The 25,860-nt window shown below is 65.3% G+C and carries 23 protein-coding genes and 1 pseudogene; 16 read left to right on the forward strand and 8 right to left on the reverse strand.

What is annotated here, in order from left to right; genetic code table 11:
- The first annotated feature begins 101 nt into the window (after positions 1-101).
- The 5 genes from trmB (at position 102) to Q7O19_RS02720 (ending at position 4,691) form a co-directional block, all read left to right on the forward strand.
- A complete protein-coding gene (trmB, locus tag Q7O19_RS02700; RefSeq protein WP_303808539.1) occupies positions 102-797 on the forward strand; it encodes a tRNA (guanosine(46)-N7)-methyltransferase TrmB in 696 nt (231 codons plus the stop codon).
- A 60-nt stretch (positions 798-857) separates the two neighbouring features.
- Complete coding sequence (locus tag Q7O19_RS02705) at positions 858-1,808, forward strand: acetyl-CoA carboxylase carboxyltransferase subunit alpha (RefSeq protein WP_303808487.1); 951 nt, start codon at positions 858-860, stop codon at positions 1,806-1,808.
- A 56-nt stretch (positions 1,809-1,864) separates the two neighbouring features.
- A complete protein-coding gene (locus tag Q7O19_RS02710; protein WP_303808488.1) occupies positions 1,865-3,283 on the forward strand; it encodes a M48 family metalloprotease in 1,419 nt (472 codons plus the stop codon).
- The gene (mutT, locus tag Q7O19_RS02715) at positions 3,283-3,681 is read left to right on the forward strand and encodes an 8-oxo-dGTP diphosphatase MutT (protein WP_303808489.1); all 399 of its coding nucleotides are present in this window, start codon (positions 3,283-3,285) and stop codon (positions 3,679-3,681) included. The genes Q7O19_RS02710 and mutT overlap by 1 nt, the downstream gene beginning before the upstream one ends.
- 74 nt (positions 3,682-3,755) lie before the next feature.
- Positions 3,756-4,691, forward strand: coding sequence for a ribose-phosphate pyrophosphokinase (locus tag Q7O19_RS02720; protein ID WP_303808491.1), 936 nt, complete (start codon positions 3,756-3,758; stop codon positions 4,689-4,691).
- Between the two features lie 18 nt (positions 4,692-4,709).
- On the opposite strand, the gene Q7O19_RS02725 is transcribed toward Q7O19_RS02720, so the two are convergent.
- Complete coding sequence (locus Q7O19_RS02725; protein ID WP_303808493.1) at positions 4,710-4,979, reverse strand: hypothetical protein; 270 nt, start codon at positions 4,977-4,979, stop codon at positions 4,710-4,712.
- A gap of 24 nt (positions 4,980-5,003) precedes the next feature.
- Between Q7O19_RS02725 and Q7O19_RS02730 the strand changes: the two genes are divergently transcribed.
- The 6 genes and pseudogenes from Q7O19_RS02730 (at position 5,004) to Q7O19_RS02755 (ending at position 9,505) form a co-directional block, all read left to right on the forward strand.
- Positions 5,004-6,050: an alanine racemase gene (locus Q7O19_RS02730; protein WP_303808494.1), complete on the forward strand. Its 1,047-nt coding sequence runs from the start codon at positions 5,004-5,006 to the stop codon at positions 6,048-6,050.
- Positions 6,047-6,823, forward strand: a pseudogene (locus Q7O19_RS02735) (MlaE family ABC transporter permease). Before Q7O19_RS02730 ends, Q7O19_RS02735 begins: the two are co-directional and overlap by 4 nt.
- Positions 6,820-7,578, forward strand: a complete 759-nt coding sequence (locus Q7O19_RS02740; protein ID WP_303808495.1) for an ABC transporter ATP-binding protein — start codon at positions 6,820-6,822, stop codon at positions 7,576-7,578. Before Q7O19_RS02735 ends, Q7O19_RS02740 begins: the two are co-directional and overlap by 4 nt.
- Entirely contained in the window at positions 7,575-8,153 is a 579-nt protein-coding gene (locus tag Q7O19_RS02745; protein WP_303808496.1) for a sigma-70 family RNA polymerase sigma factor, read from the forward strand. The genes Q7O19_RS02740 and Q7O19_RS02745 overlap by 4 nt, the downstream gene beginning before the upstream one ends.
- Positions 8,150-8,839, forward strand: coding sequence for an anti-sigma factor domain-containing protein (locus tag Q7O19_RS02750; RefSeq protein ID WP_303808498.1), 690 nt, complete (start codon positions 8,150-8,152; stop codon positions 8,837-8,839). The genes Q7O19_RS02745 and Q7O19_RS02750 overlap by 4 nt, the downstream gene beginning before the upstream one ends.
- Positions 8,840-9,016: 177 nt before the next feature.
- A complete protein-coding gene (locus Q7O19_RS02755) occupies positions 9,017-9,505 on the forward strand; it encodes a fasciclin domain-containing protein (protein WP_303808540.1) in 489 nt (162 codons plus the stop codon).
- 61 nt (positions 9,506-9,566) lie between these two features.
- Here Q7O19_RS02755 and Q7O19_RS02760 read toward each other — a convergent pair whose 3' ends face one another.
- Positions 9,567-11,393 (reverse strand): ABC transporter ATP-binding protein/permease, encoded by a 1,827-nt coding sequence (locus Q7O19_RS02760; RefSeq protein WP_303808499.1) that lies wholly within the window; start codon positions 11,391-11,393, stop codon positions 9,567-9,569.
- Positions 11,394-11,473: 80 nt separating this feature from the next.
- Here Q7O19_RS02760 and Q7O19_RS02765 point away from each other — a divergent pair, with 80 nt between their 5' ends.
- Both Q7O19_RS02765 and Q7O19_RS02770 read left to right on the forward strand, forming a co-directional pair.
- Positions 11,474-13,705 carry a ribonuclease R family protein gene (locus Q7O19_RS02765; protein WP_303808501.1) on the forward strand — a complete coding sequence of 744 codons (2,232 nt, stop codon included), beginning with the start codon at positions 11,474-11,476 and terminating at the stop codon, positions 13,703-13,705.
- A 114-nt stretch (positions 13,706-13,819) separates the two neighbouring features.
- Positions 13,820-15,346 (forward strand): S10 family peptidase, encoded by a 1,527-nt coding sequence (locus tag Q7O19_RS02770; RefSeq protein ID WP_303808503.1) that lies wholly within the window; start codon positions 13,820-13,822, stop codon positions 15,344-15,346.
- Positions 15,347-15,545: 199 nt separating this feature from the next.
- Here Q7O19_RS02770 and Q7O19_RS02775 read toward each other — a convergent pair whose 3' ends face one another.
- The 6 genes from Q7O19_RS02775 to Q7O19_RS02800 form a co-directional block, all read right to left on the reverse strand.
- Positions 15,546-16,250 (reverse strand): triacylglycerol lipase, encoded by a 705-nt coding sequence (locus Q7O19_RS02775; RefSeq protein WP_303808505.1) that lies wholly within the window; start codon positions 16,248-16,250, stop codon positions 15,546-15,548.
- Between the two features lie 145 nt (positions 16,251-16,395).
- Positions 16,396-16,908: a L,D-transpeptidase gene (locus Q7O19_RS02780; RefSeq protein ID WP_303808507.1), complete on the reverse strand. Its 513-nt coding sequence runs from the start codon at positions 16,906-16,908 to the stop codon at positions 16,396-16,398.
- Positions 16,905-17,978 (reverse strand): GTP cyclohydrolase II, encoded by a 1,074-nt coding sequence (ribA, locus tag Q7O19_RS02785; protein ID WP_303808509.1) that lies wholly within the window; start codon positions 17,976-17,978, stop codon positions 16,905-16,907. The genes Q7O19_RS02780 and ribA overlap by 4 nt, the downstream gene beginning before the upstream one ends.
- The gene (locus Q7O19_RS02790; RefSeq protein WP_303808542.1) at positions 17,975-18,769 is read right to left on the reverse strand and encodes an exodeoxyribonuclease III; all 795 of its coding nucleotides are present in this window, start codon (positions 18,767-18,769) and stop codon (positions 17,975-17,977) included. Before Q7O19_RS02790 ends, ribA begins: the two co-directional genes overlap by 4 nt.
- Before the next feature lie 246 nt (positions 18,770-19,015).
- Entirely contained in the window at positions 19,016-19,603 is a 588-nt protein-coding gene (locus Q7O19_RS02795; protein ID WP_303808510.1) for an outer-membrane lipoprotein carrier protein LolA, read from the reverse strand.
- Between the two features lie 50 nt (positions 19,604-19,653).
- Complete coding sequence (locus Q7O19_RS02800) at positions 19,654-20,424, reverse strand: helix-turn-helix transcriptional regulator (RefSeq protein ID WP_303808511.1); 771 nt, start codon at positions 20,422-20,424, stop codon at positions 19,654-19,656.
- A gap of 278 nt (positions 20,425-20,702) precedes the next feature.
- Here Q7O19_RS02800 and Q7O19_RS02805 point away from each other — a divergent pair, with 278 nt between their 5' ends.
- Genes Q7O19_RS02805 through Q7O19_RS02815 form a run of 3 tightly spaced genes read left to right on the forward strand, consistent with a single transcriptional unit; the run spans position 20,703 to position 25,859 of the window.
- A complete protein-coding gene (locus tag Q7O19_RS02805; RefSeq protein ID WP_303808512.1) occupies positions 20,703-22,052 on the forward strand; it encodes a multiheme c-type cytochrome in 1,350 nt (449 codons plus the stop codon).
- Complete coding sequence (locus tag Q7O19_RS02810) at positions 22,049-24,010, forward strand: heme-binding protein (protein WP_303808515.1); 1,962 nt, start codon at positions 22,049-22,051, stop codon at positions 24,008-24,010. The genes Q7O19_RS02805 and Q7O19_RS02810 overlap by 4 nt, the downstream gene beginning before the upstream one ends.
- 1 nt (position 24,011) lies before the next feature.
- The gene (locus tag Q7O19_RS02815; protein WP_303808517.1) at positions 24,012-25,859 is read left to right on the forward strand and encodes a hypothetical protein; all 1,848 of its coding nucleotides are present in this window, start codon (positions 24,012-24,014) and stop codon (positions 25,857-25,859) included.
- Position 25,860 lies beyond the last annotated feature (1 nt).

Raw genomic sequence — 25,860 nt, forward strand, 5'->3', positions numbered from 1 at the left:
TCGGGCCGGCGGCATCCTGGTGCCTTGATCTGCATCAATGGCCACGCCTGCCCTTTTCCACAGGCACGCAATCGGGCATGGCCGCCACCATGAGCGACGCAATCAGCGATTCTGGGGTTTCCGATCCGACCACCATCCGCCGCCTTTACGGCCGCCGGCAGGGCCACGCCTTGCGCCAGGGCCAGGCCGAATTGTTTGCCGATCTGTTGCCGCGCCTCGCGGTGCCGCCGGAAAGGCCGATTACCGCACCGGGCCTGTTTGGCGATGAGCGCCCGCTGTGGCTAGAAATCGGCTTTGGCAAGGGCGAGCATATGGCCGGGCAGGCGGCTATGCACCCCGATGTGGGCCTGATCGGTGCCGAACCGTTTGTGGATGGCGTGGTCGGCGCGTTGATGGCGGTGCGCAATGGTGGTCTCACCAACGTGCGCATCCACCATGGCGATGCGCTTGATGTGCTGGAACGGCTGCCCGAAGCCAGCGTGGAACGCATGTTCCTGCTCCACCCTGATCCCTGGCCCAAGGCCCGCCACGCCAAGCGCCGTTTCATGAACCCCGGGCCGATTGATCGCATCGCCCGCGTGCTCAAGCCGGGCGGTGAATTCCGGTTCGGCACCGATCACCCGATCTATTGCCGCTGGGCGCTGATGCAGATGGCCAAGCGCAGCGATTTCCGCTGGTTGGGCGACACTGCGGCGGACTTCCTCACCCGGCCCGCCGATTGGCCGCAGACGCGCTATGAAGCCAAGGCGCGCCGGTTGGGCCATGAGGTGTGGTATTTCCGCTGGCAGCGGCAGTGAGCTTGGCTGTGACGTTGCGGCCATTGACCACGCCGCGTCATTTCGCCTAGGCGAAGGCCTGTGAGCACCTATCTCGACTTTGAAAAGCCGATCGCCCAGATCGCCCAGCGCGCGACCGATTATCGCGCCGCCGGCGATGATGCCGGCGCCCGCCACGCTGAAGGTGCCGCGCGCCGCCTGCTGGCCGAGACCTATGCCAAGCTGTCGCCGTGGCAGAAGACGCTGGTGGCCCGCCACCCGGCGCGGCCGCATTTTTCCGACATCGCCAAGGCACTGGTGGAGGATTTCACGCCGCTGGCTGGTGACCGCGCCTATGGCGAGGATCTCGCCATATTGGGCGGGCTGGGCAAGCTGCGCGGGCTGAACGTCCCGGTGATGCTGATCGGCCATGAAAAGGGCAACGACACCGCTTCCCGCGTTCGCCACAATTTCGGCATGGGACGGCCCGAGGGCTATCGCAAGGCCGCGCGGTTGGTGGAGCTTGCCGCCCGATTCAACGTGCCGGTGATCACCTTGGTTGACAGTGCCGGCGCTTATCCCGGCGTTGACGGTGAAGCCCGCGGCCAAGCCGAAGCCATTGCGCGTGCCACCGCCGCTTTCCTCGGTGCGCCGGTGCCGATCATCACCGCCATTACGGGTGAAGGCATGTCGGGCGGCGCCATCGGCATCGCCGCGGCCGATCGAGTGATCATGCTGGAACACGCGGTTTATGCGGTGATCTCGCCGGAAGGCTGCGCCTCCATCCTGTGGCGCAATGCCGACAAGCAGGCCAATCGCGCGGCAGACGCAGCCGAAGCGATGAAGGTGTCGGCGGCCGACTGCAAGGCGCTCGGTGTGATCGATACCATTGTGTCCGAACCGCTCGGCGGCGCCCATCGTGATTCGGCGGCCGCCATCGCCTCGCTGTCGATGGCGATTGCCAGCGAATTGCAGCCATTGCTGGCGCTGTCGCCGGCCGCGCTGGTGAAGGCCCGCCGAGCCAAATATCTGGCGATGGGCCGCAATCTCTAGAACCACCTTCCGCCGCCTTCTGGCGCAATGACCCGCTTTCACGTTATGCTGCGCCGATGAAAAATCTGGTTCGCACGCTTGCCTTGTCAGCCTTGCTGGCCGTCCCGGCGCTGGCGCAGGCACCCCCCGGCCTGACCGAAAGCGAGCGCCGGTCGGGCGCGCAAGCCCATCCGCAGATCCTGCAGCAATTCGGTGGCGCCATGAGCGGGCCGGTGGCGGATTATGTGCGGGGCGTTGGCCAGAAGATTGCCGTGCAATCGGGCGGCGGCGCGCGGGCGACGGATTACACCGTGACCTTGCTGAATTCCAATGTGAACAACGCCTTCGCCATACCCGGCGGCTATGTCTACATCACCCGACAACTGCTGGCGCTGATGAACGACGAGGCCGAAATGGCCTTCGTGATGGGGCATGAAGTGGCGCATGTCGCGGCCCGTCATGGCCAGAAGCGCCAGAACCGCGCCGCGCTGTCAAACGTATTGGCGGGTGTGGCCGGGGCGCTCACCGGTTCTGATCTGATCGGGCGCGGGGCCGGGCTGGTCGCAGGGCTGACCACGCTGGGCTACAGCCGCGATCAGGAACACCAGGCGGACAGCCTGGGGGTGCGCTATCTGACCACCGCCGGCTATGATCCCAATGCCGCCACCGACAGCCTGGCGGCGCTGGGCGCGCAGACGGCGCTGGAGGCGCGGCTGAAGGGCCAGGGCGGCGCCGAACCATCGAAGTGGCTTTCCACCCATCCGCCCAGCGGCGAACGCGTGGCGCGGATGCGCACCGAAGCGCAGGGCATTCGCACCTCCAGTCGCGCCCTCAACCCTGATGCGTTCCTCAATGCCATCGACGGCATGATCTATGATGATGATCCGGCCGAAGGCGTGGTGGTGGGCAGCGGCTTCCGCCACGGCGGGCTGGCGCTGGCGTTGGATGCGCCGCGTGGTTTTGCGATCAGCAATTCGTCGCAGGCCGTCACCGGCAGCGGGCCGGGCAATCTGCGCTTTGATCTGCGCGCCGCCGATGCGCGCAACGCTGATCTGAACAGCATCGCCGGCGCCCGCTGGCAGCAACTGGGGGTTTCGGCCCAGCCGATGCGTGCCACACGGATCAACGGGGTGGAGGCGCTGGAAGGCAGCATCCGCGCCGGATCGCAGGCCGGCCCGGTGGAAGCAACACTCACGGTGTACCGCTGGTCGCCGCAGCTGACGCTTACGCTGGTCAGCATCGCGCCGCAGGGCCAGTTGGGGGGCGTGGCGCCGGTTGCGGCCAGCGTGCGCCGGCTGAGCCCGCAGGACATCGCCAGCATCCGCAGCCGCCGCCTGCAGGTGGTGCGGGTTGGCGCCAACGACACGCTGCAGAGCCTGGCCAACCGCATGGCCTATGATGACGACAAGATGGCGCGCTTCCTCACGCTCAACCAGCTGCGCGCCAACGCCAAGTTGAAGGCCGGCGACCGTGTGAAGCTGGTGACGTTGCGCTGATGAAGATCGTTTATGTCGTTGCCGCCGCCTTGGTGGATGGCGATGGCCGGGTGCTGCTCGCCCAGCGCCCGGAAGGGAAATCGCTGGCCGGCCTGTGGGAATTTCCCGGCGGCAAGCTGGAGTCGGGCGAATCGCCGGAAGCCGCCCTGGTGCGCGAGCTGGATGAGGAGCTGGGCATCGTGGCCGAAGAGTTGGCGCCCTTCACCTTCGTCAGCTTTGGCTATCCCGATTTCCATCTGGTGATGCTGCTGTACTGGTGTCGACAGTGGAAGGGGCAGCCGCACGGCCGCGATGGCCAGCCGCTGCGCTGGGAATACCCCAAGGCGATGGCGGTGCTGCCGATGCCGCCAGCCGATGTGCCTTTGGTGGACGCTTTGGTGGCCGCAATCGGCGCGTAAGGCCGCAGCCAAGGTTGCACCTGTGTGACAGGGCGGCTATGGCCAGCCAAACCCGTCAGCTAGGGCGCCGCGACATGAAGATTCTGGCCGGCAACGGCAATCCCGAACTGGCCCAGGCGATTGCCGCCTACCTGGAAATCCCGCTTACTAGCGCGTCGGTGCGCCGCTTTGCCGATGAAGAAATCTTCGTTGAAATTCATGAAAATGTGCGCGGCGAAGATGTGTTCGTGGTCCAGTCCACCGCGGCGCCTGCCAATGACAATCTGATGGAATTGCTGATCTGCATCGATGCGCTGCGACGCGCGTCGGCGCGGCGGATCACGGCGGTGGTGCCCTATTTTGGTTACGCCCGCCAGGATCGCAAATCCGGCTCTCGCACGCCGATTTCGGCCAAGCTGGTGGCCAATCTCATCACCATGGCCGGCGCTGATCGCGTGCTGTGCCTTGATCTGCATGCCGGCCAGATTCAGGGTTTCTTCGATATCCCCACCGACAATCTGTTTGCCGCCCCGGTCATGGCGGCCGACATCACGGCGCGCATGGGCATGAAAGATCTGATGGTCGTCTCGCCCGACGTGGGCGGCGTGGTGCGCGCCCGCGCCCTGGCCAAGCGGCTGGGTAACGCGCCGCTGGCCATCGTCGACAAGCGCCGCGAACGGCCCGGCGAATCGGAAGTGATGAACATCATTGGTGATGTGCGCTGCCGCCGCTGCATCCTGGTGGATGACATCGTCGATTCGGCCGGCACGCTGTGCAACGCGGCCGCCGCCCTGCTCGAATCCGGCGCAAAGAGCGTGACCGCCTATGTGAGCCACGGCGTGCTTTCGGGTGGCGCGGTTGCGCGCGTCGATGGTTCGGCGCTGGCGGAACTGGTCGTCACCGATTCGATTGCGGCGACTGCGGCGGTGAAGGCCGCGCAGAAGGTGCGGCGCATCACCATCGCGCCGCTGCTCGCCGAAGCCATGCGGCGGACCGCCGAAGAAAGCTCGGTCAGTTCGCTGTTTGATTGAGGGCCGCCGCCCGAGCGCTCAATCGCCTGTCGAGCGATTGATCACCGTGCCATCGGGTTTGTAGACCTTCTCCGGGGTCACATATTCGCCCTTGGCCGTGCAGATGCCGCCCGGATCCTGCGCGCGCATCTTGGCGCAGAATTCCGTATCGGGCTTGGGCTGGGCCTGTGCATAGGCTGGCGCAAGCGCCAAGGCGCTACCCGCGGCAATAGCCAAGGCACCAAGAGCGGCGGAGATGATCGAGCGGTTCATGACGCGGTGATACACCGCAATGGCTTGCGCCGCCATGAACAACCGCACTAATCCGGTGCGGTGTCGCCCCCGCCCCCCCCTCCGCCGCAAGCGCGGCTGCTGCTCGACAGCGCTGCGCTGATCGCCAACTGGCAGGATTTCGCCCGTGCCGTGGGTGGTGCCGCGTGCGGTGCGGCGATCAAGGCCGATGGCTATGGCCTAGGCGCGCGTGAAACACTGGTGCGGCTGGCCGCGGTCGGCTGCCGGCATTTTTATGTGGCACACTGGCAGGAAGTGCCACCGTTGCTGCCGTTGCCCGATGGCATCATCCTATCGGTTCTTCATGGCGTTACGGCGGACGAGCTTCCAGCTGCGCTCGCCTTGCCGGCTCGGCCAGTGCTGGTGACGGCTGCACAGGTCGCGCTGTGGCGGCAGACCGGTCGGCCATGCGAAGCGATGGTGGACAGCGGCATGAACCGGCTCGGCCTTGCCCCGGCAGAAACGGCGGACGTGCTGGCCGGGATGGAGGTGGCGGTGCTGCACAGCCATCTCGCCTGTGCCGACAATCCGGCGCACCCGCTGAACGAGGCCCAGCGTGCCTGTTTTGCCGAGGTGACGGCGCGCGTGCCAGCGGGCGCCTATGCCCTGGCCAACAGTGCGGGCATCGCGCTTGGCCCGGCGTTCCATCTCGATCTGGTGCGTCCCGGCATTGGCCTGTTCGGCGGCGGGTTAATGCCGGATGGCCGCATGTCCCGCACAGTGGGCCGAATGCAGGCCCGCATTATCCAGCTGCGCGACGTGCCGTCCGGCGGCTCGGTGGGCTATGCGGCCGCGTTCGTGGCCAGCCGGCCCAGCCGCATCGCCACGGTGGCCTTGGGCTACGCCGATGGTTATGCGCGCGGCCTGTCGGGCGTGGCCTGGGCGATTGCGGCTGGTGTGCGCTGCTCGGCAGCGGGCCGCGTTTCCATGGATCTGGCCGCGTTTGACGTTACCGACGCGCCGGCGCTGACCGAGGGTGACTGGCTGGATATCCCCTTCGATCCCGAAACCGCGGCCAGCCTGTCGGGCCGCACCAGCTATGAACTGCTGGTGGCGCTGGGCCAGCGTTTCGAACGGGTGTGGGCATGATCGCCGCGCTGGTCGCCATCGGCGCGCCGCTGCTGGCGGCGCTGGCGAGCATCGGCCGGCTGACGCGCTTTGCCGTCACCGCGCTCAGCCGGCTGCTGCAACCGCCGTGGTATCCAGCCCAGATGGCGCAGCAGATGCTGGTGATCGGCTGGCTGTCCTTGCCGGTGGTGGGCCTCACCGCGATTTTCACGGGTTCCGCGCTGGCGCAGTAGATCTTCATCGGTGGCAGCCGCTTCAACGCGGCCTCTACAGTGCCGGCCGTCACTGTGATCGGTGTGGTGCGTGAACTTGGCCCGGTGCTGGGCGGGCTGATGGTGGCCGGCCGTGTCGCCAGCGCCATGGCGGCCGAACTGGGCACGATGCGGGTGACGGAACAGATCGACGCGCTGGTGACGCTGCGCACCGATCCCTTCCGCTGGCTGGTCGGCCCGCGCATTCTCGCCGGCGTGCTGGTGATGCCGTTCCTGGTGCTGGTGTCGAACGCGCTGGGTGTGATGGGCGGCTGGCTGCTGGCGACGCAGCGGCTGGGCTTCAACAGCGCGCAATATCTCGCCACCACGCAGCGGTATCTTGAGGTAGATGACGTCGTCTCGTCGCTGGTGAAGGCCGGGGTGTTCGGATTCTTCATCGCGCTGATGGGCTGTTACCATGGTTATCACAGCGGCGGCGGCGCGGCCGGCGTTGGGCGGGCGACGACCAATGCTGTGGTCTCCAGCTTCATCCTGATCCTGCTATCCAACCTGATCATCACCGTGATCGTGTTTGGTTCATGACGCCGCGGATCGAACTGGCCGGCGTGTCCAAGCGCTTTGGCAGCCGCCAGGTGCTCGATGGCCTTGATGTGGCTGTGATGCCGGGGGAAAGCCTGGTGATCATCGGCGGTTCCGGCACCGGAAAATCGGTGATGTTGAAGTGCATCCTGGGGCTGATCCCGATCGATGGCGGATCGATCAAGGTGGATGGTGAGGAGGTCGCCGGGCTGAGGGGCGCCGCGCTTGATGCCCATCGCACCCGGTTCGGCATGTTGTTCCAGGGCGGCGCGCTGTTCGATTCGCTGCCCGTGTGGCGCAATATCAGCTGTGCGCTGTGGGGCACTCCGGCCGATCGTCGGTCGGCGGCCATCGACAATCTGGCCCGGGTGGGCCTGGCAGCGGAGGTGGCCGATCTCAAGCCGGCCGAGCTTTCCGGCGGGATGCAGAAACGTGTCGCCCTGGCCCGCGCCATCGCGGCGCGTCCGCCGATCATCTTCTTCGATGAGCCGACGGCGGGGCTGGACCCGATCACGGCGGCGGTGATCAACCGGCTGATCCGCACTTTGGTTACGGATTTGAAAATCACCGCAATTACCATTACGCACGACATGGCGAGAGTGCGTTTGATCGCCGATAGTGTTGCCATGTTGCACGCGGGAAAGATCATCTGGAACGGGCCGTTGGCCGGCCTTGCTGCCTGCGACAATGCCTACGTGCGCCAGTTCATCACCGGCAGTGCAGATGGCCCCATCCAGATGCCGGGTGCCCGGCCTTGAGCCGCCCGAATCAACCCTTTACCACCGGCTCGACCGAGCTGGCGGCCTTGCTGGTGCGGGTCGCCGATGGCGATGCCGCCGCCTTCCAGGCATTTTATGATCGCACCAGTGCAAAACTCGTTGGCGTGATCCTGCGTTTCTTGATCGAACGGCAGGAATCCGAAGACGTGTTGCAGGAAGTGTATCTCATCGTGTGGCGAAAGGCGGCGACCTTTGATGCGTCGAAAGCCAGCCCGATCACGTGGGCAGCCACCATCGCGCGCAACCGCGCCATCGATCGTTTGCGCGCCCGCCCACCGCGCGCCCACGTCCCGATGGAGGCTGCCATTGATCTGGCCGATGGCGGACCAGCGCAGGATGCCGGGCTGATCCATGATCAGGATGCACGGCGCATCGCGGCGGCGCTGGCCACGCTGGAACCGCGCCATGCCGCTGCCATCCGCGCCTGCTATTTTGATGGTGTAACCTATGATGAGCTGGCAGCGCGTGAACAGGTGCCGGTGGGCACCTTGAAAAGCTGGGTACGGCGCGGCCTGATCCGCCTGCGCGACCTTCTGGAAGGAAGCCAGGCATGAGCCAGCAGCCCCAGCCCAGCGGCCTTGATGGCCTGACCGAACTGGAAGCCCTGGCCATGGACCATGCGCTGGGCGGCGGTAGCCGTGCCGAGCGCAAGGCGGCCGAACTGCGCCTGTTGAGCGATCCCGAAGTCCGCGCAGCGGTTGAACGCTGGCAAACGCTGCTGGCGCCGTTGGATGACGTGACGCCGGGTGTTGCCCCGCCGCCATCGGTGTTGGCGGCAATCGCAGCAGAGGTGGAACCGCAGCCGCGGCGTGCCGCGGCGCTGCCGGCGGTGGCCGTCGCTGCTCTGGTGCAGCCCGGTGCCGTGGCGCCCGGTGTGCCGGCCACTGTTGCCGATGGCCCGGCGCTGGTCGCAACGCTGGCTGATGCCGATGGCAAGCCGCTGATTGCCGCCGCCTTTGATCCGGCCAACGGCCAGGTACGTTTGGCCCCGGTTTCAGCCAGCGATAAGGCCACCGGCGGCACGGTTCCGGAACTGTGGGTGATCGAAGGCAAGAATCCGCCGCGGTCGCTGGGCGTGATCGATATCGCCGTCGGTCGCAGCCAGACCATCCCGCGCGATCGGCTGGCCGGACTCAAACCCGGCGTGATCCTGGCGATTTCCATCGAACCCACCGGCGGTTCGCCCACCGGCGCGCCCACCGGGCCGGTGATTGCGACCGGCAAATTGTCGGCTGACTGATTGCTGGCCCATTTCGTCGCAGCGGCACTGGCAAGTGCAGCCTTGTCACCCATATTGTGTATCTGAGGGGCTCGCCTATTCCGGCGGCACCTGATCAACGAGATGGAGAATCTCATGCGTTCCAACACTGCCCTGCGCGCTGCGCTGTTTGTCATTGCCGCGGCCGGCCTGTCCCCCATGGTCAGCGCACAGCCGATCGTGGGCGGCGCCCCCATGCTGCCCACCAAGGATATTATCGATAATGCCGTGAACTCGGCCGATCACACCACGCTGGTTGCTGCCGTGAAGGCCGCTGGCCTGGTTGAAACGCTGAAGGGCAAGGGCCCGTTCACCGTGTTCGCCCCCACCAACGCCGCTTTCGCCAAGCTGCCGGCCGGCACGGTGGAAACCCTGCTGAAGCCGGAAAACAAGGCCACGCTCACCGCCGTGCTCACCTATCACGTGGTGGCCGGCAAGTTCACCGCCGCTGATGTGGTGAACGCCATCAAGGCCGGCGGCGGCAAGGCCGAACTGACCACCGTGCAGGGCGGCAAGCTGACCGCCTCCATGATGGGCAATCTGGTGATGCTGCGCGACGCCAAGGGCGGCATGAGCCATGTGCGCCAGGCCGATGTGATGCAGTCCAACGGCGTGATCCACGTCGTCGACGCGGTTGTGCTGCCGTAAGCGTTTCGTTTCTTGCGTAAAAAAAGGGGGGCGGCTCACAAGAGCCGGCCCCCGATTTGTTTCACGCGGTCGCCGGCTCGGCGGTGCTGTCGTCTTCCTCGGCCTGTTGCAGCGCCCACATCTCGGCATAGGCGCCGGCCTGCGCCAGCAATTCCTCATGGCGGCCGCGTTCGCTGATGCGGCCGGCGTCCATCACGATGATCTCATCGGCATCGGTGATGGTGGATAGGCGGTGGGCGATCACGATGGTGGTGCGCCCGGCGGATACACCGCCCAGCGCGTCCTGGATGCTGGCCTCCGTCGCTGAATCGAGCGCGCTGGTGGCTTCGTCAAGGATCAGGATTGCCGGGTTCTTCAGGATGGTGCGGGCGATGGCGACGCGCTGTTTTTCGCCGCCCGACAGTTTCAGTCCGCGTTCGCCCACTTGCGTCTTGTAGCCATCGGGCAGGCTCAGAATGAAATCGTGGATGGCCGCGCCGCGCGCTGCCGCAATGATCTCAGCCTCCGTTGCATCTGGCCGGCCATAGGCGATGTTGTAACCGATGCTGTCGTTGAACAGCACCGTATCCTGCGGAACGATGCCGATGGTGCGGCGCAGACTGTCTTGCGTGACATGGGCAATATCCTGCCCGTCGATCAGCACGCGGCCGCCCTGGATGTCGTAGAAGCGGTAGAGGATGCGGCTGAGCGTCGATTTGCCGGCGCCCGAATGGCCGACCACGGCGAGCTTGCGCCCCGGTTCCACGTCGAAGCTGACGCCGTGCAGGATCTGCCGGCGCGGATCATAGCCGAACTGCACGGCGTCGAAGGTGACCCGCGCGCCCGACAGGCTGAGTGGAACCGCGCCCGGCGCGTCGGCGATTTCCGGCGCGGTGTCGATCAGGCGGAACATCGCGTCCATGTCGATCAGGCCCTGGCGGATTTCGCGATAGACCATGCCGAGCAGATCGAGCGGGCGGAACAACTGCATCAGCAGGCCATTGACGAAGGCAATATCGCCGATGGTGAAGCGGCCCTGATCCCAGCCCCACACCACATAGACCAGCGCGCCGGCCATCAGCGCGTTGGTGATGAAGCTCTGCCCGATGTTGAGCCAGGCGAGGCTGACTTCGGATTTGGTGGCGGCATCGGTGTAACGCTTGATGGCACGGCCATAATTGGCATTTTCGTGCGCTTCCGCGTTGAAATATTTGACTGTTTCGTAATTCAGCAGGCTGTCCACGGCGCGCGCTGTGGCGTTCTGGTCGCTGGTCACCATTTCGCGGCGCAGGTTGGCGCGCCAATCGGTGATGCGCTGGGTGTAGACAATGTACGCCGCGACCATCGCCAGCGTGGCCACCACCAGTTCCCAGCCGAAACCCCGCCCGAACAAGATGCAGACGGCGGTGAGTTCGATCACGGTCGGGAAGATATTGAACAGCAGGAAATAGAGCATGGTGTCGATGCTCTTGGTGCCGCGCTCGATCAGCCGGGTGAGTGCGCCGGTGCGGCGTTCGAGGTGGAAACGCAGCGAAAGCCGGTGGATGTGACTGAACACATCTAGACTGAGGTGGCGCGCGGCTTCCTGGCCAACCTTTTCGAACAGCGCATTGCGGAAATTGTCGAACAGCACGCCGCCGAAGCGGGCCAGTGCATAGGAGGCAACCAGCGCCATCGCCACGCCGGCCCCGCCCGACAGATTGTCGGACATCGCATCGAGCGCCAGCTTCAGCGTGTAAGGCATGGCGAGCATGACGCCCTTGGCCAGCAACACGAGGCACAGCGCGCCGACAACGCGCAGTTTCAGATCGGAGCGATCGGCCGGCCACAGATAGGGAAGGAAACGCTTCAGCGTCTTGAAATCGGCCTCACCTTGCGGTGGGCCGGACGAAGCGGCCCTGGATTGCATGGGGACGCATATGGGCCGCGGCAGCTTTGGACACAATGGGCGCACTTGCCCCACCCGGCCCGAACGCCCATGGTAAGCCCATGCCGCGCACCCCCCGCAACAACCCGCACAACAGGACTCTGGCCGGCCTGCCCGACCGGCAAGCCATCCTGGATTTCATCGCCACCCAGAAAACCAGCGTGGGCAAGCGCGAGATCGCCAAGGCGTTCGGCCTGCACGCGCAGGACAAGATCGCTCTGAAGGCGCTGCTCAAGGAAATGATGGAGGCCGGCGAACTGGAAACCGGCCCCGGCCGCAACCTGCACAAGGGCGGCGGCCTGCCCAAGGTGACGGTGATCCGCATCTGTGATGTTGCCGATGGCGTGGCGATTGCCGTGCCCGACAGATGGGAACACGCCACCCCGCCGCCGCGCCTGCGTGTGATCGAGCTGCGCCGCCGCGCCGTGTTTGGTCTGGGTGATCGGCTGCTGGCGCGGATCGAGGAACAGGGCGGCGGGCTGCTGGCGTTCCCGATGAAGGCGCTGGCGAAATCCGAGGAGTTTGTGCTCGGCATCTTGCGCAAGGAAGCGTTGGGCTGGCGGCTGGTGCCGGTGGACAAGAAGGCGCGCACCGATCTGGCGATCAACGATCCCGGCGACGGCCAGCCTGGCGATCTGGTGCTGGCCGAACCCAGTGGCCGCCCGCCGCGCCAATATGGCCGCGTTGTCGAAGTGCTGGGCGATCCGTTCCAGCCCAAATCGTTCAGCCTGATCGCCATTCACGCCAAGGGCATCCCCAACCGCTTTGACGAATCGACGCTCGATGAAGCCGATCGCATGGCCCGGCAATCACTTGGCGAGCGCGAGGATCTGCGCGCGCTGCCGTTCCTCACCATCGATCCCGCCGACGCGCGCGATCATGACGATGCGGTATGGGCGGCGCCGGATGACGAGAAGCCCGGGCACTTTCGGGCCATCGTCGCCATTGCCGATGTCAGCTTCTACGTCCGCCCCGGCACCGCGCTCGACCGTTCGGCACGCAGCCGCGGCAACAGCGTCTATTTCCCCGATCGCGTCGTGCCGATGCTGCCGGAGGTGCTATCCGCCCATGTCTGCAGCCTGGTGGAGAATGAAGATCGCGCCGTGCTGGCCTGCCATCTGCACATCGATCCGGAAGGCAAATTGGTCGATTGGCGCTTCACCCGCGCGGTGATCCGCTGCGTCACCAACATCGCTTATGAAGAAGCGCAGGCAACCATGGACGCTGACAAGGGCGAATGGCTGCACGTGCTGAAGCCGCTGTGGGCCGCATGGGGCGCGCTGGCCAAGGCGCGCGCCGACCGCGAACCGCTCGATCTGGAGCTGCCGGAAAAGCGCGTGGTGCTGGATGAGGCCGGGCGCATCGCCGGCATCTCGATCCGCGAGCATCTGACCGCGCACCGCGTGATCGAAGATTACATGATCGCCGCCAACGTCGCGGCGGCCAAGGCGCTCGAAAAGAAGAAGGCCGGCTGCATCTTCCGCTGCCACGAGGCACCGAGCCGCGAAAAGATCGTCGCGCTGCGGGATTATCTCGAAACGCTGGGGCAGAATATTGCGTTGGGCCAGGTGGCCAAGCCCGCCGTGTTCAATCGCATCCTCGCTCGCGCCAAGGATGGCGAGAATTACCAGCAGGTCACTGAACAGGTGCTGCGCACCCAGACCCAGGCCTATTACTCGCCGGCAAACGTCGGCCACTTCGGGCTGAGTCTGGGCAGTTATGCCCACTTCACCTCGCCGATCCGCCGTTATGCCGATCTGGTGGTGCACCGCAGCCTGGTCGCGGCTTACCGGCTGGGTGACGGCGCGCTGCACAAGGAAGAGGAAAAGGGTCTGACCAAGACCGCCGACCATATCAGCATGACCGAACGGCGGGCGATGGAAGCCGAACGCGACACCATCGATCGCTATGTCGCCGCCTTCCTCTCCACCAAGGTCGGCGAAATCGTGAAGACGCGCATCACCGGCGTCGCCAAGTTCGGCTTCTTTGCCACCGTCGAAGGGCTGGGCGGCGACGGGCTGGTGCCGGTCTCCACGCTTGGTGAAGAACGCTTCGTTTTCGATGAAGACGCCCGCATCCTGGAAGGCATCCAGACCGGCACGCGCTATGCTGTGGGCCAGCGCATGGAGCTGCGCCTCGCCGAAGCCAGCCCGATCACCGGCGCGCTGCGCTTTGAGTTGCCCGAAGGCGGCAGCAGCAGCGGCCCGCGCCGGGATCGGACCCGGCCACGCGGGTTCCAGCCGAGGCCGGGCAAATCCCGCGTGCCGCCGGGGATCAGAAAAGGAAGAAAGTGATGCCTCCGGCGGGCAGGGGCTAAGCCCCTGCACCCACTTTCGTTTTCAGGCGCGCTTGACGATGCGGGTGCTTTTCTGCTGCTGAACACCACAAATTACAAAAAGGGGTTGTCGATGAAACTTGTGACTGCACTGCTGCTGACGGCCCTGGCCGCGCCCAGCCTCGCCCAGGAAAAGCGCCAGACGCCGCGCGATGCCATGGTGGCCGAAGCCGATGCCGCCACTGCCCGTGCGCCGGTGGAGGAAAAAGCATCCGTGTCCAAGGGCAGCGTTTCCATCAAGGGCAAGGCCGTGGCCTATACCGCCACCGCCGGCACGCTCACCATCCGTGATGACAATGCCCGGCCCACTGGCAGCCTGTTCTACACCGCCTACACCACCGGTGAAGCCAACCGCCCGGTCACCTTCTTCTACAACGGCGGTCCCGGTTCGGCGACGATCTGGCTGCACATGGGCAGCTTTGGCCCGGTGCGCGTGAAGACCGACAAGCCGGTGTACGTCACCCCCGATCAGTATAGCGTCACCCAGAATCCGTGGTCCCTGCTCGACAAGACCGATATCGTCTTCATCGATGCCATGGGCGCCGGCTGGTCCCGCCCGCTGGGCGACAAGACCGGCAAGGATTTCAACGGCGTCGATCAGGATGCCGATGCCTTTGCCCGCGCCATCATGCGTTATGTGAGCAAGAATAACCGCTGGAAATCACCGAAATTCATACTCGGCGAATCCTATGGCACGCTGCGCTCCGGCGTGGTGGCGCGGATGTTGGAGGAACGTGGGCTTTCGCTGCACGGCGTCGCCCTGCTGTCCACCATCATGAACTACGGCGTCCGCCAAGCCGGCTATGATCAGAACCACATGGTGCTGTTCCCCGGCTTTGCCGCGACCGCCTGGTATCACGGCACGCTGCCCGGCCAGAAGCCGGCCGATCTCGACGCCTTCGTGAACGAAGTGCGCGGCTTCGTGGCCGGGCCCTATGCCGCGGCCCTGGCCAAGGGCAGCAGCATTTCCGACGCCGAAAAGGATGCCGTCGCCCGCCAGATGAACGCCTATACCGGGCTGCCCATCGATTTCATCAAGCGCGCTAACCTGCGGGTTGATCTGCAGCATTTCCAGACCGAACTGCTGCGCCCGCGCGGCCTTTCGATCGGCCGGCTCGACACGCGCTACACACTGCCGCCCACCGATCTGAACGCAGACAGCCCGGATGAGGATCCGGCCGGCACCGCCATCACCGGCGCCTACATCTCGGCCTTCCACGATTATGCGGTGAAGACACTGGGCGTGAAAACCGAACTGCCCTACAAGCTGACGGCGCGCGAGCCGGGGTACAGCTGGGACTGGTCCCACCGCCCGCCCCGCGGTGGCGTGCAGACGACGCCCAACACGGCGGTCGATCTCGCCTTCACCATGCGCGCGAATCCGAAGCTGAAAATACTGTTCCTCAACGGCTATTACGACATGGCGACGCCGTTTTATGGCGCCGAATTTGACGCCAGCCACATGCTGCTGCCGGCCGAGCTGAACAAGAACATCAAGTTCACCTATTACCAGTCGGGCCACATGATCTATCTGGCGGAATCTGAACTGGCAAAGATGCGCGACGATGTGGCGGCCTGGTATGATGAGGCGCTGAAGTAAGGAGAGCCTCCGGCGGGCAGGGGCTGAGGTCCTGCACCCGTTTGATTTTGGGTAGCCCCTGTTTCTCGAGCGCAAACCAGCGCCGCAGGCAAAGGACAACAGCCTGCGGTGCTCTCGTCAAAACACAAGTGCGGCCCAAAAACGAAAGTGGGTGCAGGACCTCAGGCCCTGCCCGCCGGAGGCATGACAGCGCCGCCGTTCAGCGGCCTTCCAGGACGCCCGCGACAGCCAGGAAAACGTCGGCACGGATCTGCACGCCCAGGTGGCTGCTGTTGATCTCGATCGATCGGCCGTGGCTGTCGCGGCAGATTTCGCCGGCGACCAGTCCGTCGGACTGGCTCCAGATGGCGGTGCTGGGGACGGAGAGAGGGGCGGCGATTTCGGCGCTGCGGGCCGCCACCGCCGGATCATCGAGCCGTTCTCCCGTGAACCATTCGAAGAACCGCCAGACATTGGTGGCCTTGCCGCTGCCGGCGAATGGTGAACTGATCGTGATGACTTCGCGCACCAGACCGGGCCGGCGCTGCGCGACCAGCCGCGCAATGATGCCGCCCAGGCTGACGCCAATCAGTGTTACCGGGCCGTTTGTGGCGGCGATCGTCTCAAGGCGTTCGATGAGCTGTTCGGCCTGGGCGCCGGTCGTTCGCGCGCCAAAGTTGCGGCCCAAACCCCAGCTGTGCGCCTGGTAGCCACGGTCCCGCAGGAAGCGCTGCAGCGGGAAAAACGCCCGCTCCCCTTGCATCAGGCCGGGCAGCAGCATCACCGGGCGGCCGTCACCGGCCGGCTCGCCGCGCAGCAAGCTCTTGTGACGTGGCCGGTTCATCACGGTCCAAGCGGCACGCGGCAGTTCGGCAGCCCACAGCAGTTTGGACGGTGGAAGGATGGATTCGGTCAACACTGTCATCGTTATGTCATATAACGGTAACCGTCGCGTCGCAAACGACATCTGAGTTTCGTCGATCTGTCGCCAGCGCATCGGCCCGCGACATTTATTTACTTTCGAAGCGCTGCCCAAAAGCGAAAGTGGGTGCAGGGCCTCAGGCCCTTCTTCAATCCACTGAAATCGCGACCGTATCCCCCAGCGCCATCGTGTCGAGCCAGCGCGCCTGCGCATCACGCTCCATCGCCAGGCAGCCTTCGGTGGGGCGCCCATCAGGTTGGCGGACGTGCCAGAAGATGGCGCTGCCGAGGCCGGGGATGGGTGGGCTGTCGTTGTGGGCCAACACAAGGATGAGGTCGTAGGCATGATCGTCGCGCCAAAGGGATTCATGGCTGTGGGGGTGCTGGATTGTGACGGGGCGGTTGTAGGCCGGGTCGGCGGCGCCGTCGCTCCAGCCGTCCCACGGGCGCAACCAGCGCCAGGGCAGTGCGGTTTGCGGTGCAGGCAGGCGATCAGGGCGCAGGAGCGCGGCGCGGATGGGCCAGAGGCCGAGCGGGGTCTTTCCGTCGCCTTCGCGTTTGTCGGCGGCGTGGCAGAAGCCGCCCTTGCCGAAGCTGGCGGCGTGGGTTTCGCCGAACGCGCTGACCGTGCCGGTGGCAGGGTTGGCGCGGAAGATTGTCACAGCATGTGCCCCTGCCGGTCGCGCTTGGTGGCGAGATAAGCCGCGTTGTGCGGGTTGGGCGGCATGTCGTGAGCGACGCGGCTGACGGTGAAGCCGTGGGCGGCGAGGCCGGCGACTTTCAGGGGGTTGTTGGTCATCAGCGCGACGCTCGAGACGCCCAATGCCTTGAACATCGCGGCGGCCAAAGAGAAGTCACGCTCGTCCGGTTCGAAGCCGAGGCGGGTGTTGGCGTCCACCGTGTCCCAGCCCTGATCCTGCAGGGCGTAAGCGCGCAACTTGTTGAGCAGGCCGATGCCGCGGCCTTCCTGTTGAAGGTAGAGCAGGGTGCCGCCGCCGGGATTGGCCGCTATGGCGGCAAGCGCGGCGTGAAGTTGTGGGCCGCAATCGCATTTCAGACTGCCGAGCACATCGCCGGTAAGGCAGGAGCTGTGCAAGCGGGTGAGTACCGGCTGGTTCACATCCGGATTGCCGATCACCAGCGCCAGATGCTCCGGGCCGCCATCATCGGGGCGGAAGGCAACGACCTGCGTATCTTCGGCGCTGGCGAGTGGCAGGCGGGCGCGGCTTGAGATGCGGACGCGGGCGACGGCAGGCGGCAGGGCGAGGGCGGCTTCTGAGGGGCAGTTAACGGCAATTTCTGCCCCGGCCAGCGGCACGGCATAAACGGCAGGGATAAGGCCGGCATGTTTTACCAGTGCAATCGCGGCGCGGGCGGAGGCGGCATCGCCGTCCAGTGCGCGAGTGCGGAACGGGCCCTTGAACGGGGTGGCGAGATCGAGCACCGGATCGGCGACCGCGCGGCTTCCGGCGAGATCGAGCCAGTCCGGCCGGTCCACCCACACCGGCTCCGGATCGGGCGCGGCCGCCGCAATCTGGTTGGCGAGGTTGAGCACGGCAGCGCGGCGCGCGGTGATGATCAGGCCGGCGCGGCTTCGGGTTTCCAGCGCGGCCAGCGTGTCGGCATCGGCGAGTTCGGCGGAGAGGATGGCCAGGCTGCCCACGCCCACGGCACGACCCCGGCGCAGGGCATCGCTGGCGGCTTCGGCCAGATAATTGGCCGCGATGCTCACAGGTCGAGCGTCACGATCTGTGGGATGTGATCGGAAGGTTTGCCCCAGTCGCGGGCGTCCCGGATGGCTTCGAAAGCGGTGGCTTGTTTGGCGACGCTGGGCGAGGCCCAGATGTGATCGAGGCGGCGGCCGCGATCCGACAGGCGCCAATCGATATTGCGATAGCTCCACCAGGTGAAAAATTTCTCCGGCGCCGGGTTGAAATGGCGGCCCAGATCCACCCAGTCGTGGCTCTGCTGCAAGCGGTTCAGCACGTCGACTTCCATCGGTGTGTGGCTGACGACATCGAGCAGGGCCTTGTGGTTCCACACATCGCAGTCCAGCGGCGCGACGTTGAAATCGCCGACGATCACGGCGGGCTCGTTCAGCCCTTCCGACCAGCGGGTCATGCGTTCGATGAAGTCCATTTTCTGACCGAATTTCGGGTTCACCTCGCGGTCGGGCACGTCGCCGCCAGCTGGCACATAGACGTTTTCCAGCAAGACGCCGTTTGGCAAACGCACGCCGATGTGGCGCGCTTCGCCATTGTCCTGCCAGTCATAGCGCCAGGCGCCTTCCAGCGGCACGCGGCTGATGGTGGCAACGCCGTGGTGCATGCGCTGGCCGTTCAGAATGCGGTGGGTGTAGCCCAATTGCTCGAACAGGCCGTGTGGGAAAATGTCGTTGGCGACCTTGGTTTCCTGCAGGCACAGCACATCGGGCCGATGATCGCGCAGGAACTGCTCCACGATATCGGCGCGGGCGCGGACGCTGTTGATATTCCAGGTGGCGATGCGAAGGGACATAGGCAGCGTTTAAGCGAAGCTTTGGCGCGCGTCACCTGTTCAGAAAACAGTTGACCCCTGGCACCGGGGGCGTGGTGCCAGGGGTCTTGTCTGCGCTCGTCACGCACACAGGCGGAAATTTTACGCGGTGCTGTCCGGTCAACAGGGGGCAAACCCGTCAGCACCAACCGCCTGATGAACTGCTTATGCCTGATTCGACCTTGCCCCATCATGGACGGGATTCAGGGTCTGTGTTCAGGTTGGGCAACCGCGTTATCGGGGCCCATCCTTGCGCGGATCGGTGAAGCCAAACGACACGCCGGCCAGACTGGCGCCATAACGCACATTGGCCAGCCGCACCTCGCTGCGGCCGCCTTGCGCGTCCAGAGCGGTCCACCCGGCCAGTGCCAGCCCGCCCGGCGCACCGGCGGCGCGCACGAAACGGATGGAAAGGGTGCCGAATTCCGGCCGCTTGGGATCGCAGGCGGCGACTTCCACCCCGTCGGGCGTGTCGGCGGTGATGCGGGCGATGGGGGCAAGATCAGGCTCGGCCACCAGCAGGATCTGCAGCGGTGTGCGGCGCACCGGCCACTGGCTGACCTGTTTCACCTCATAGTCGATGAACGACAGCGTGCGGCCATCGCCGACCAGCAGCATTTTCGATGTGTTGTACTGGAATCGCACCTTGCCGGGGCGGGCCAGCCACAATTTGCCAGCCAGCACGCGGCCATCGGCGCCGGCCTGGGTGAAATCGGCCGAAAGGCTGGTGGTGCCTTTCAGCGAGACGGCGATATCGGCCAGCGACATTGCGCTGGCCGGGGCGGCAAGGGCAAGCAGAGGGAGCAGGAACAGCTGTTTCATGCCTCTGCCTTAGCCGGCAGCGGCTTCACACGCCATGAACGGAATGCAGCTTACGCAGCGGCGCCGAGATAACCCAGCTGCGCTGCCTTGAAGATGGTCTGGCTGCGGTTGACGGCGTTCAGCTTCTCGCCGGCGTTCTGGATGTGAAAGCGCACGGTGGCGTGGCTGCGCGACAGGATCAGGCTGATTTCCTTGTCGGTCTTGCCGATGCTGGCCCAGCGCAGGCACTCCACTTCGCGCTTGGTGAGTTGGCAATCGCCCGGCAGCCAGCGGCGGGTGCGATGCGCCTTGACGTAACCCGCCAGGAACCGATGCGACATCAGTGCCAGGATGTCGGCCCATTGTTCATATTCGGCTGAAAGATCGGTGCGGCTGGCATCGCGCGAGACGAAACAGACGGCGCCGATCTGGCCAAACGGCAGATGCACCGGCACCACGATGGCCGCCTTGGTGAGTGCCCGTTTCTCGAAATTGTCGAGGCTCATCTCGTCGAGATAGGGATTGGGCTGGCGGGTGAAAAAGCCCGTGGCATTGGCCCAGAACACTTCGGATTCATACCGGCAGGCGCGCGGCAGTGGGGACGACAGGGCGAGCTTTGAATCCTTCCACCAATGCTCGTTCTCGCCGGTCCAGCCGAACACGTCGGCGGCGAGGATATTGCCGTCGATATCCTCCATCGGCGCCTTGGACGCGATATTGTCGACCGCGATGACATGCAGGCCAGTGCACTCCAGCACAATGTCGCGCATGGCTTCGGCGGCTTTGCGGGCATCACCCATCGATCGAACGGAAACGGCGGCAAGGCTGGCGTGCAGGTCCATCGGTCACTTCCCAGAACATGGTGCGAGGGGGTGGTCTCTACAGGACCCTTGGGGCGAACCCCGTGCTCCCTCACGCTTATCGTAGCATGCGAAGTAATCACAGCCGGACACGCCCTGCAATGGGCTTTGACCGAACAGGCCAAAACAGTGGGCCGATTCGGCGAAATCGGCGGCCCATGCTTGCATGTTGTCAGCACTTTGCTAGGAAGTGCCTCACCGGGGGGGAACGGACAGTGCTTGCGCAAGCAACGAGGAACATTCGCGTGTTGGCAGAATGCATGGCGGCAGCCAGCCATTGGTTGCGAGTCGCCATTGCAGTGGGCGTGCTGGCTGGTGCCACCGTCGGATCGCCGTTGGCGGCCGCGCCGATTGATCCCGCCGTGCACCAGGGCGTCGCCAGCTGTGGCAGTTCCACCTGCCATGGCCGTCAGGAAGCCACGGGGTCACGTGTGCGCCAGAACGAAGTGATCAGCTGGTCAGATCCCGCCAGCCTGACCGGCGTCCACAGCCGCGCCTGGAAAGTGTTGAACGAGCCGCGTGCTCAGGCCATCGGCAAGCGTTTGGGTATCGCCAATGTCGCGGCCTCCAAGGAATGCATCAGCTGCCACGGTGATCCGGCACCCGTGCGCGGGCCGAAATGGCAGCAATCCGATGGCGTGGGCTGTGAAGCCTGCCACGGCGGATCGGAACGCTGGCTGGCCAGCCATGCCAGCGTGAACGCCAGCCATGCTGACAATGTCGCCAAGGGCATGTGGGCGGTGAATGACCCGGCAGTAAAGGCCAGCGTGTGCCTCGATTGCCATTTCGGTTCCGACAAGCCGGGCCAGTTTGTGTTCCACCGCATCATGGCCGCCGGCCACCCCCGCGTGGCTTTCGAACTTGATCTGTTCACATCTCTGCAGCGGCACCATGACGAGGATGCTGATTATGCCGCGCGCAAGGGTGTCACCGGAGGGGTGAAGACCTGGGCCGTGGGCCAGGCGCTGGCAGTGGAGCGCGCGTTGTCGCTGTTGCCCGCCGCATCGGGCCGCCTCAACGGTCCGGATTATTATTTCTATGATTGCCGTTCCTGCCACCGGACCTTCAGTGATGATCCGGCGACGCAGATCGTCGCGCGCACCAATGGCTGGCGGCCGATTCCGCCGGGCCAGCCGGTGTGGAACGATGAGCAGATGATCATGCTGGCGGCTGCCGCGCGTGTGGCCGCGCCGGATGTGGCGCGCAGTTTCGACAATCAGAGCCGTGCCTTCCACGCTGCGCTGGGCGGCGATCGCGCCGGGGCGATAAAGGCCGCGGCTACGCTGAAGGGGACCGCTGCAACGCTGGCCCGGCGCTTTGCCGGCACCAGCTTTGATCGGGCGCAGACTTTTGCGCTGATCGATGCCGTTCTGGTGGGCAATGCGGCAGCTTACACTGATTATCAGGGCGGTGCGCAGGCGGTGATGGCGGCCGATACCCTGCTTTCGGCGCTGGTAACGGCTGGCCAGGTCGATCGCGGCGCGGCACAGGCGCTGCGGCCTGATCTTGACCGCGCCTACGCGCTGGCTCGCGATGCCAACCGCTGGGATCCGGCCGCGTTCCGGGTCACGCTGGCGCAGATTGCCGGCCGGTTGCGGGGGCTGAAGTGACGCCCAGCCGCGCCCGGATCGCGGCAGGGGTGGCAGCGCTGGCGCTGCTGCTGGCTGGCTGTGGCGGCAGCGGTGCGCCGCCGAGCCAGGCCGTCAATCCCGCTCCAAGCCCGTCGCCAACCCCAACGCCGGCCAGTGTGTTCACCAAGCCGGCGCAGGAGGCGCTGAGCGTCGCTGACGTGCAGTCGGTCATTGCCCGCGCCACCGCCGAAGCCTCGGCCCGCAATCTGCCGGCAGTGATCGCCGTGGTTGATCGGGTCGGCAATGTGCTTGCCGTCTATCGCATGGCCGGCGCCCGGGCGACCGCCACCACGCGGCCCAACGCCAACGGCGCCAATATCGACGCGCAAGGCGTGACGGTGCCGGCGGAACTGGCCGCGATCGCCAAGGCCATCACCGGCGCCTATCTGTCGTCGGGCGGCAACGCCTTTTCCACCCGCACTGCCTCGATGATCGTGCAGCCGAATTTCCCGCCGTCGACGCGCACGGTGGGGCTTGAATCCGGCCCGCTCTATGGCGTGCAGTTCAGTCAGCTGCCCTGTTCCGATCTGTCAGCACGGTTCGGTGTCGGCAGTCCCTTTATCGGCCCGAAGCGCTCGCCATTGGGCCTCGCTGCCGATCCGGGCGGCTTTCCGCTCTACAAGAATGGCGTGATGGTTGGTGGCGTCGGCATCATGGCCGATGGCGATTATGGCTTTGATGCCGAAGTGGTGGATGTGGACGATGATGCCGAAGAGCATATCGCGCTCGCCGCCACCGCCGGCCACGCTGCGCCCGAAACCATCCGCGCCGAACGGATTTCGGTGGACGGCACACTGCTGCGCTATTCCGACGCCGTTGCCGCCGGCCTGAAGAGCAATCCGGCAAGCCCGCCGGCCTTTGCTGGCCTCGCCGGCAGCCTGGTGGCAGTGGCCGGCTTCAATGCCGCCGGCATCATTGCCGGCACGCCTTATGGCAGCGAGGCCAGCGGCGTGCGCAATGCCGCAGCAGCCGAATTCAACCATCCCGATGCATTCATCCTGTCCGACGGCGCCGGGGCCAATCGCTACCCGATCCGCGCCGGCACCGATGCCGGCGACGTGGCGCAGCCGCTCAGCGCCGCCGAAGTGCGCGCTGTGCTGGAAGAAGCGTTCACCATCATGTCGCGCGCCCGCGCCCAGATCCGCCAGCCACTCGACAGCCGGGCCCAGGTCTCGCTGTCGGTGGTGGATACGCGGGGACAAGTGCTGGGGTTGGTGCGGTCACCCGATGCGCCGGTGTTCGGCATTGATGTGAGCTTGCAAAAGGCGCGCACGGCGGCCTTTTTCTCCAACGCCCGCGCTGCCAGCGATCTGGGTGCGGTGACGACGGCCGCCGGCGCTGCCGATGCGAACGTCCGCGATTTCGTGTCCCGCACCAATAGCTTCTTCAGCGGCACCGGTTTCCTCACCGGTGCGTTCGGCGTGTCCAACCGCGCCATTGGCAACATCAGCCGGCCCTATTTCCCGGATGGCGAAGCCGGCCGACCGCCGGGTCCGCTGTCGCGCGACATCGCCGGCTGGTCGCCGTTCTCGACCGGGCTGCAATCTGCGCTGATCGTGCAGAACCTGGTGCAGGTGCTGGGTGGCGGCGATCCGCGCCAATGCACCTTCCTGCCCAATACCGGCAGCGGGCGGAACCGGCTGGCCAACGGCATCCAGATCTTCCCTGGCGCCGTGCCGATCTATCGCGGCAACAATCTGGTGGGCGCCATCGGCATTTCCGGCGACGGCATCGATCAGGACGACATGATCAGCTTCCTTGGGCTGAGCAACGCCAGCACAAGGCTCAATGGCAGCATCAGCCTGCCGCCGGCCAGCATCCGTTCCGATCAGGTGCAGGTGACGGTTGCGGGCACGCCTGTCCGCCTGCGCTTCGTGGGTTGCCCGTTTGCGCCGTTTGTCGACACGGCAGAAAACAATGTCTGTCAGGCGCGTTGAGATGCGGGCGCTGATCCTCATCCCCCTTTTGGCCACCGCCTCGCCGGTCATCGCAAAGCCGTTCGGCAAATGGTTTGACTGTTATGCCAAGGTCGCCCCGCCGGCCGAACGCCTGCCCGCCGAACCGGAAGCGGGCCTGGTTGATCCGAACGCCGCCTCGCTGGAAGGCCGGCGTGTGCCCGGCATGGGCGGGCCGCAGACGTGGGACCCGGTGGTGCAGGCCAACCAGGGCGCGGTCGCCGGGCCGAAACAGGGCGATTTCCCCACCGATCACCTGCCGGTGCCCGATCGCTGGCGCCTGGTCGAAACGTTGGGGTTGGTGAAATCCAACTGGAAAGACCCGTACAATCAGAACACGCTGAAGGGCGACCGGCCGGTCTGCGGCACCCATGATCTGTTCGTGCAGCTGACAGCGATTTCCGACACACTGGCTGAACCGCGCAGCTTTCCCACCCCGGTCGGCGTGCAGACCACCGAGCGGCCGGGCAGCAATGACACCTTCGGCCGCCAATACAGCGAAGTGTTTGCGCAGACCTTCATTCTGGGCGCGGCGCTGACCAAGGGCAGCACCGCCTTCAAGCCGCCGGAATATGAACTGCGCGCCGCCATCGCCTTCAACATGAACCATGTCGATGTGACGGAACGGCGGGTGCTTTCCGTGCTGCCGTCGAAGCGCAGTCTGCGCACCGATGCGTTCGTGGGCGTGCAGGAATTGTTCCTTGATTATCACCTGCGCAACACGTCGGATCGGTATGATTTCGACTCGCTGCGCATCGGCATCCAGCCCTTCTCCAGCGATTTCCGCGGCTTCCTGTTCCAGGATAACCAGCTCGGCGTTCGCCTGTTCGGCAACCGCGACAACAACCGCTTCCAGTACAACCTCGCGGCCTTCTGGCGGCTCGAGAAGGATTCGAACTCCGGCCTCAACGCCGTCCTGCGCAGCCCGCGCAACGATTTCGTGGTCGTCGCCAATCTCTACCGTCAGGATCTGCCGGTGCCCGGCATGACCAGCCAGGTCAGCGTGACGTGGAATGCCAACCGCGAACGCAATGATGTGCAGGTCGATACCAACGGCTTCCCGGTGCGGCCGGCGTTGCTCGGCACATTGCGCGGTCGCAGCTATGATGTCGTCTATCTCAGCTACAACGCCGATGGCCATATCGGCCGGCTGAACATAACCTTCAGCGGCACCTATGCCGCCGGCACCAACCGCAACAACATCTTCACCGATCGGCGCGCGAAGATCAGCAGCTGGTTTGCCGCGTTCGAGCCCAGCTATGACCGTGGTTGGGTGCGGGTGCGCGGTTCGGCCTTGTTTGCCAGCGGTGATTCCAATCCGTTCGACGATACCGACAGCGGCTATTCGGCGATCTTTGAAAACCCGCAGTTTGCCGGTTCCGACACCAGCTACTGGATCCGCCAGACCATTCCCTTTGCTGGCGGCGGCCGTGTCATCTCGGTCAACAGCCGCAACGGCATCCTGAACGATCTGCGATCGTCCAAGGAACAGGGCCAGGCCAATTTCACCAACCCCGGCACCATGTTGCTGGGCGCCGGTGCGGATTTCGATGTGCTGCCCGAGCTGCGGGTGAGCGGCAATCTCAACCATCTGTGGTTTGCCACCACCGCCACGCTGCAGGCGCTGCGCGTGGAAGGCACCATTCCTAACGATATCGGCTGGGATCTGTCGGCAGCGGCCACCTACCGCCCGCATTTCAACCAGAATCTCGTGTTCCGCCTGTCGGGCGCCCTGCTGAAGCCCGGCGATGGTTTCCGCGATCTCTTCACCAACGCACCCCGCACCGGGTCTTATTATTCGGTGCTGTTCAACGCTGTTCTGGCTTATTGAC

The organism is Sandarakinorhabdus limnophila DSM 17366 (genome assembly GCF_945882885.1).
Taxonomy (GTDB): domain Bacteria; phylum Pseudomonadota; class Alphaproteobacteria; order Sphingomonadales; family Sphingomonadaceae; genus Sandarakinorhabdus; species Sandarakinorhabdus limnophila_A.

What these genes read in the sequence shown, in the direction of transcription:
- Q7O19_RS02760 (WP_303808499.1), bottom strand. Translation starts at nt 11,393, where the DNA reads ATGCAATCCAGGGCCGCTTCGTCCGGCCCACCGCAAGGTGAGGCCGAT.
- Q7O19_RS02725 (WP_303808493.1), bottom strand. Translation starts at nt 4,979, where the DNA reads ATGGCGGCGCAAGCCATTGCGGTGTATCACCGCGTCATGAACCGCTCG.
- mutT (WP_303808489.1), top strand. Translation starts at nt 3,283, where the DNA reads ATGAAGATCGTTTATGTCGTTGCCGCCGCCTTGGTGGATGGCGATGGC.
- Q7O19_RS02770 (WP_303808503.1), top strand. Translation starts at nt 13,820, where the DNA reads ATGAAACTTGTGACTGCACTGCTGCTGACGGCCCTGGCCGCGCCCAGC.
- Q7O19_RS02795 (WP_303808510.1), bottom strand. Translation starts at nt 19,603, where the DNA reads ATGAAACAGCTGTTCCTGCTCCCTCTGCTTGCCCTTGCCGCCCCGGCC.
- Q7O19_RS02765 (WP_303808501.1), top strand. Translation starts at nt 11,474, where the DNA reads ATGCCGCGCACCCCCCGCAACAACCCGCACAACAGGACTCTGGCCGGC.
- Q7O19_RS02815 (WP_303808517.1), top strand. Translation starts at nt 24,012, where the DNA reads ATGCGGGCGCTGATCCTCATCCCCCTTTTGGCCACCGCCTCGCCGGTC.
- Q7O19_RS02750 (WP_303808498.1), top strand. Translation starts at nt 8,150, where the DNA reads ATGAGCCAGCAGCCCCAGCCCAGCGGCCTTGATGGCCTGACCGAACTG.
- Q7O19_RS02710 (WP_303808488.1), top strand. Translation starts at nt 1,865, where the DNA reads ATGAAAAATCTGGTTCGCACGCTTGCCTTGTCAGCCTTGCTGGCCGTC.
- Q7O19_RS02720 (WP_303808491.1), top strand. Translation starts at nt 3,756, where the DNA reads ATGAAGATTCTGGCCGGCAACGGCAATCCCGAACTGGCCCAGGCGATT.
- Q7O19_RS02740 (WP_303808495.1), top strand. Translation starts at nt 6,820, where the DNA reads ATGACGCCGCGGATCGAACTGGCCGGCGTGTCCAAGCGCTTTGGCAGC.
- Q7O19_RS02805 (WP_303808512.1), top strand. Translation starts at nt 20,703, where the DNA reads ATGGCGGCAGCCAGCCATTGGTTGCGAGTCGCCATTGCAGTGGGCGTG.
- Q7O19_RS02775 (WP_303808505.1), bottom strand. Translation starts at nt 16,250, where the DNA reads ATGACAGTGTTGACCGAATCCATCCTTCCACCGTCCAAACTGCTGTGG.
- Q7O19_RS02800 (WP_303808511.1), bottom strand. Translation starts at nt 20,424, where the DNA reads ATGGACCTGCACGCCAGCCTTGCCGCCGTTTCCGTTCGATCGATGGGT.
- Q7O19_RS02755 (WP_303808540.1), top strand. Translation starts at nt 9,017, where the DNA reads ATGGTCAGCGCACAGCCGATCGTGGGCGGCGCCCCCATGCTGCCCACC.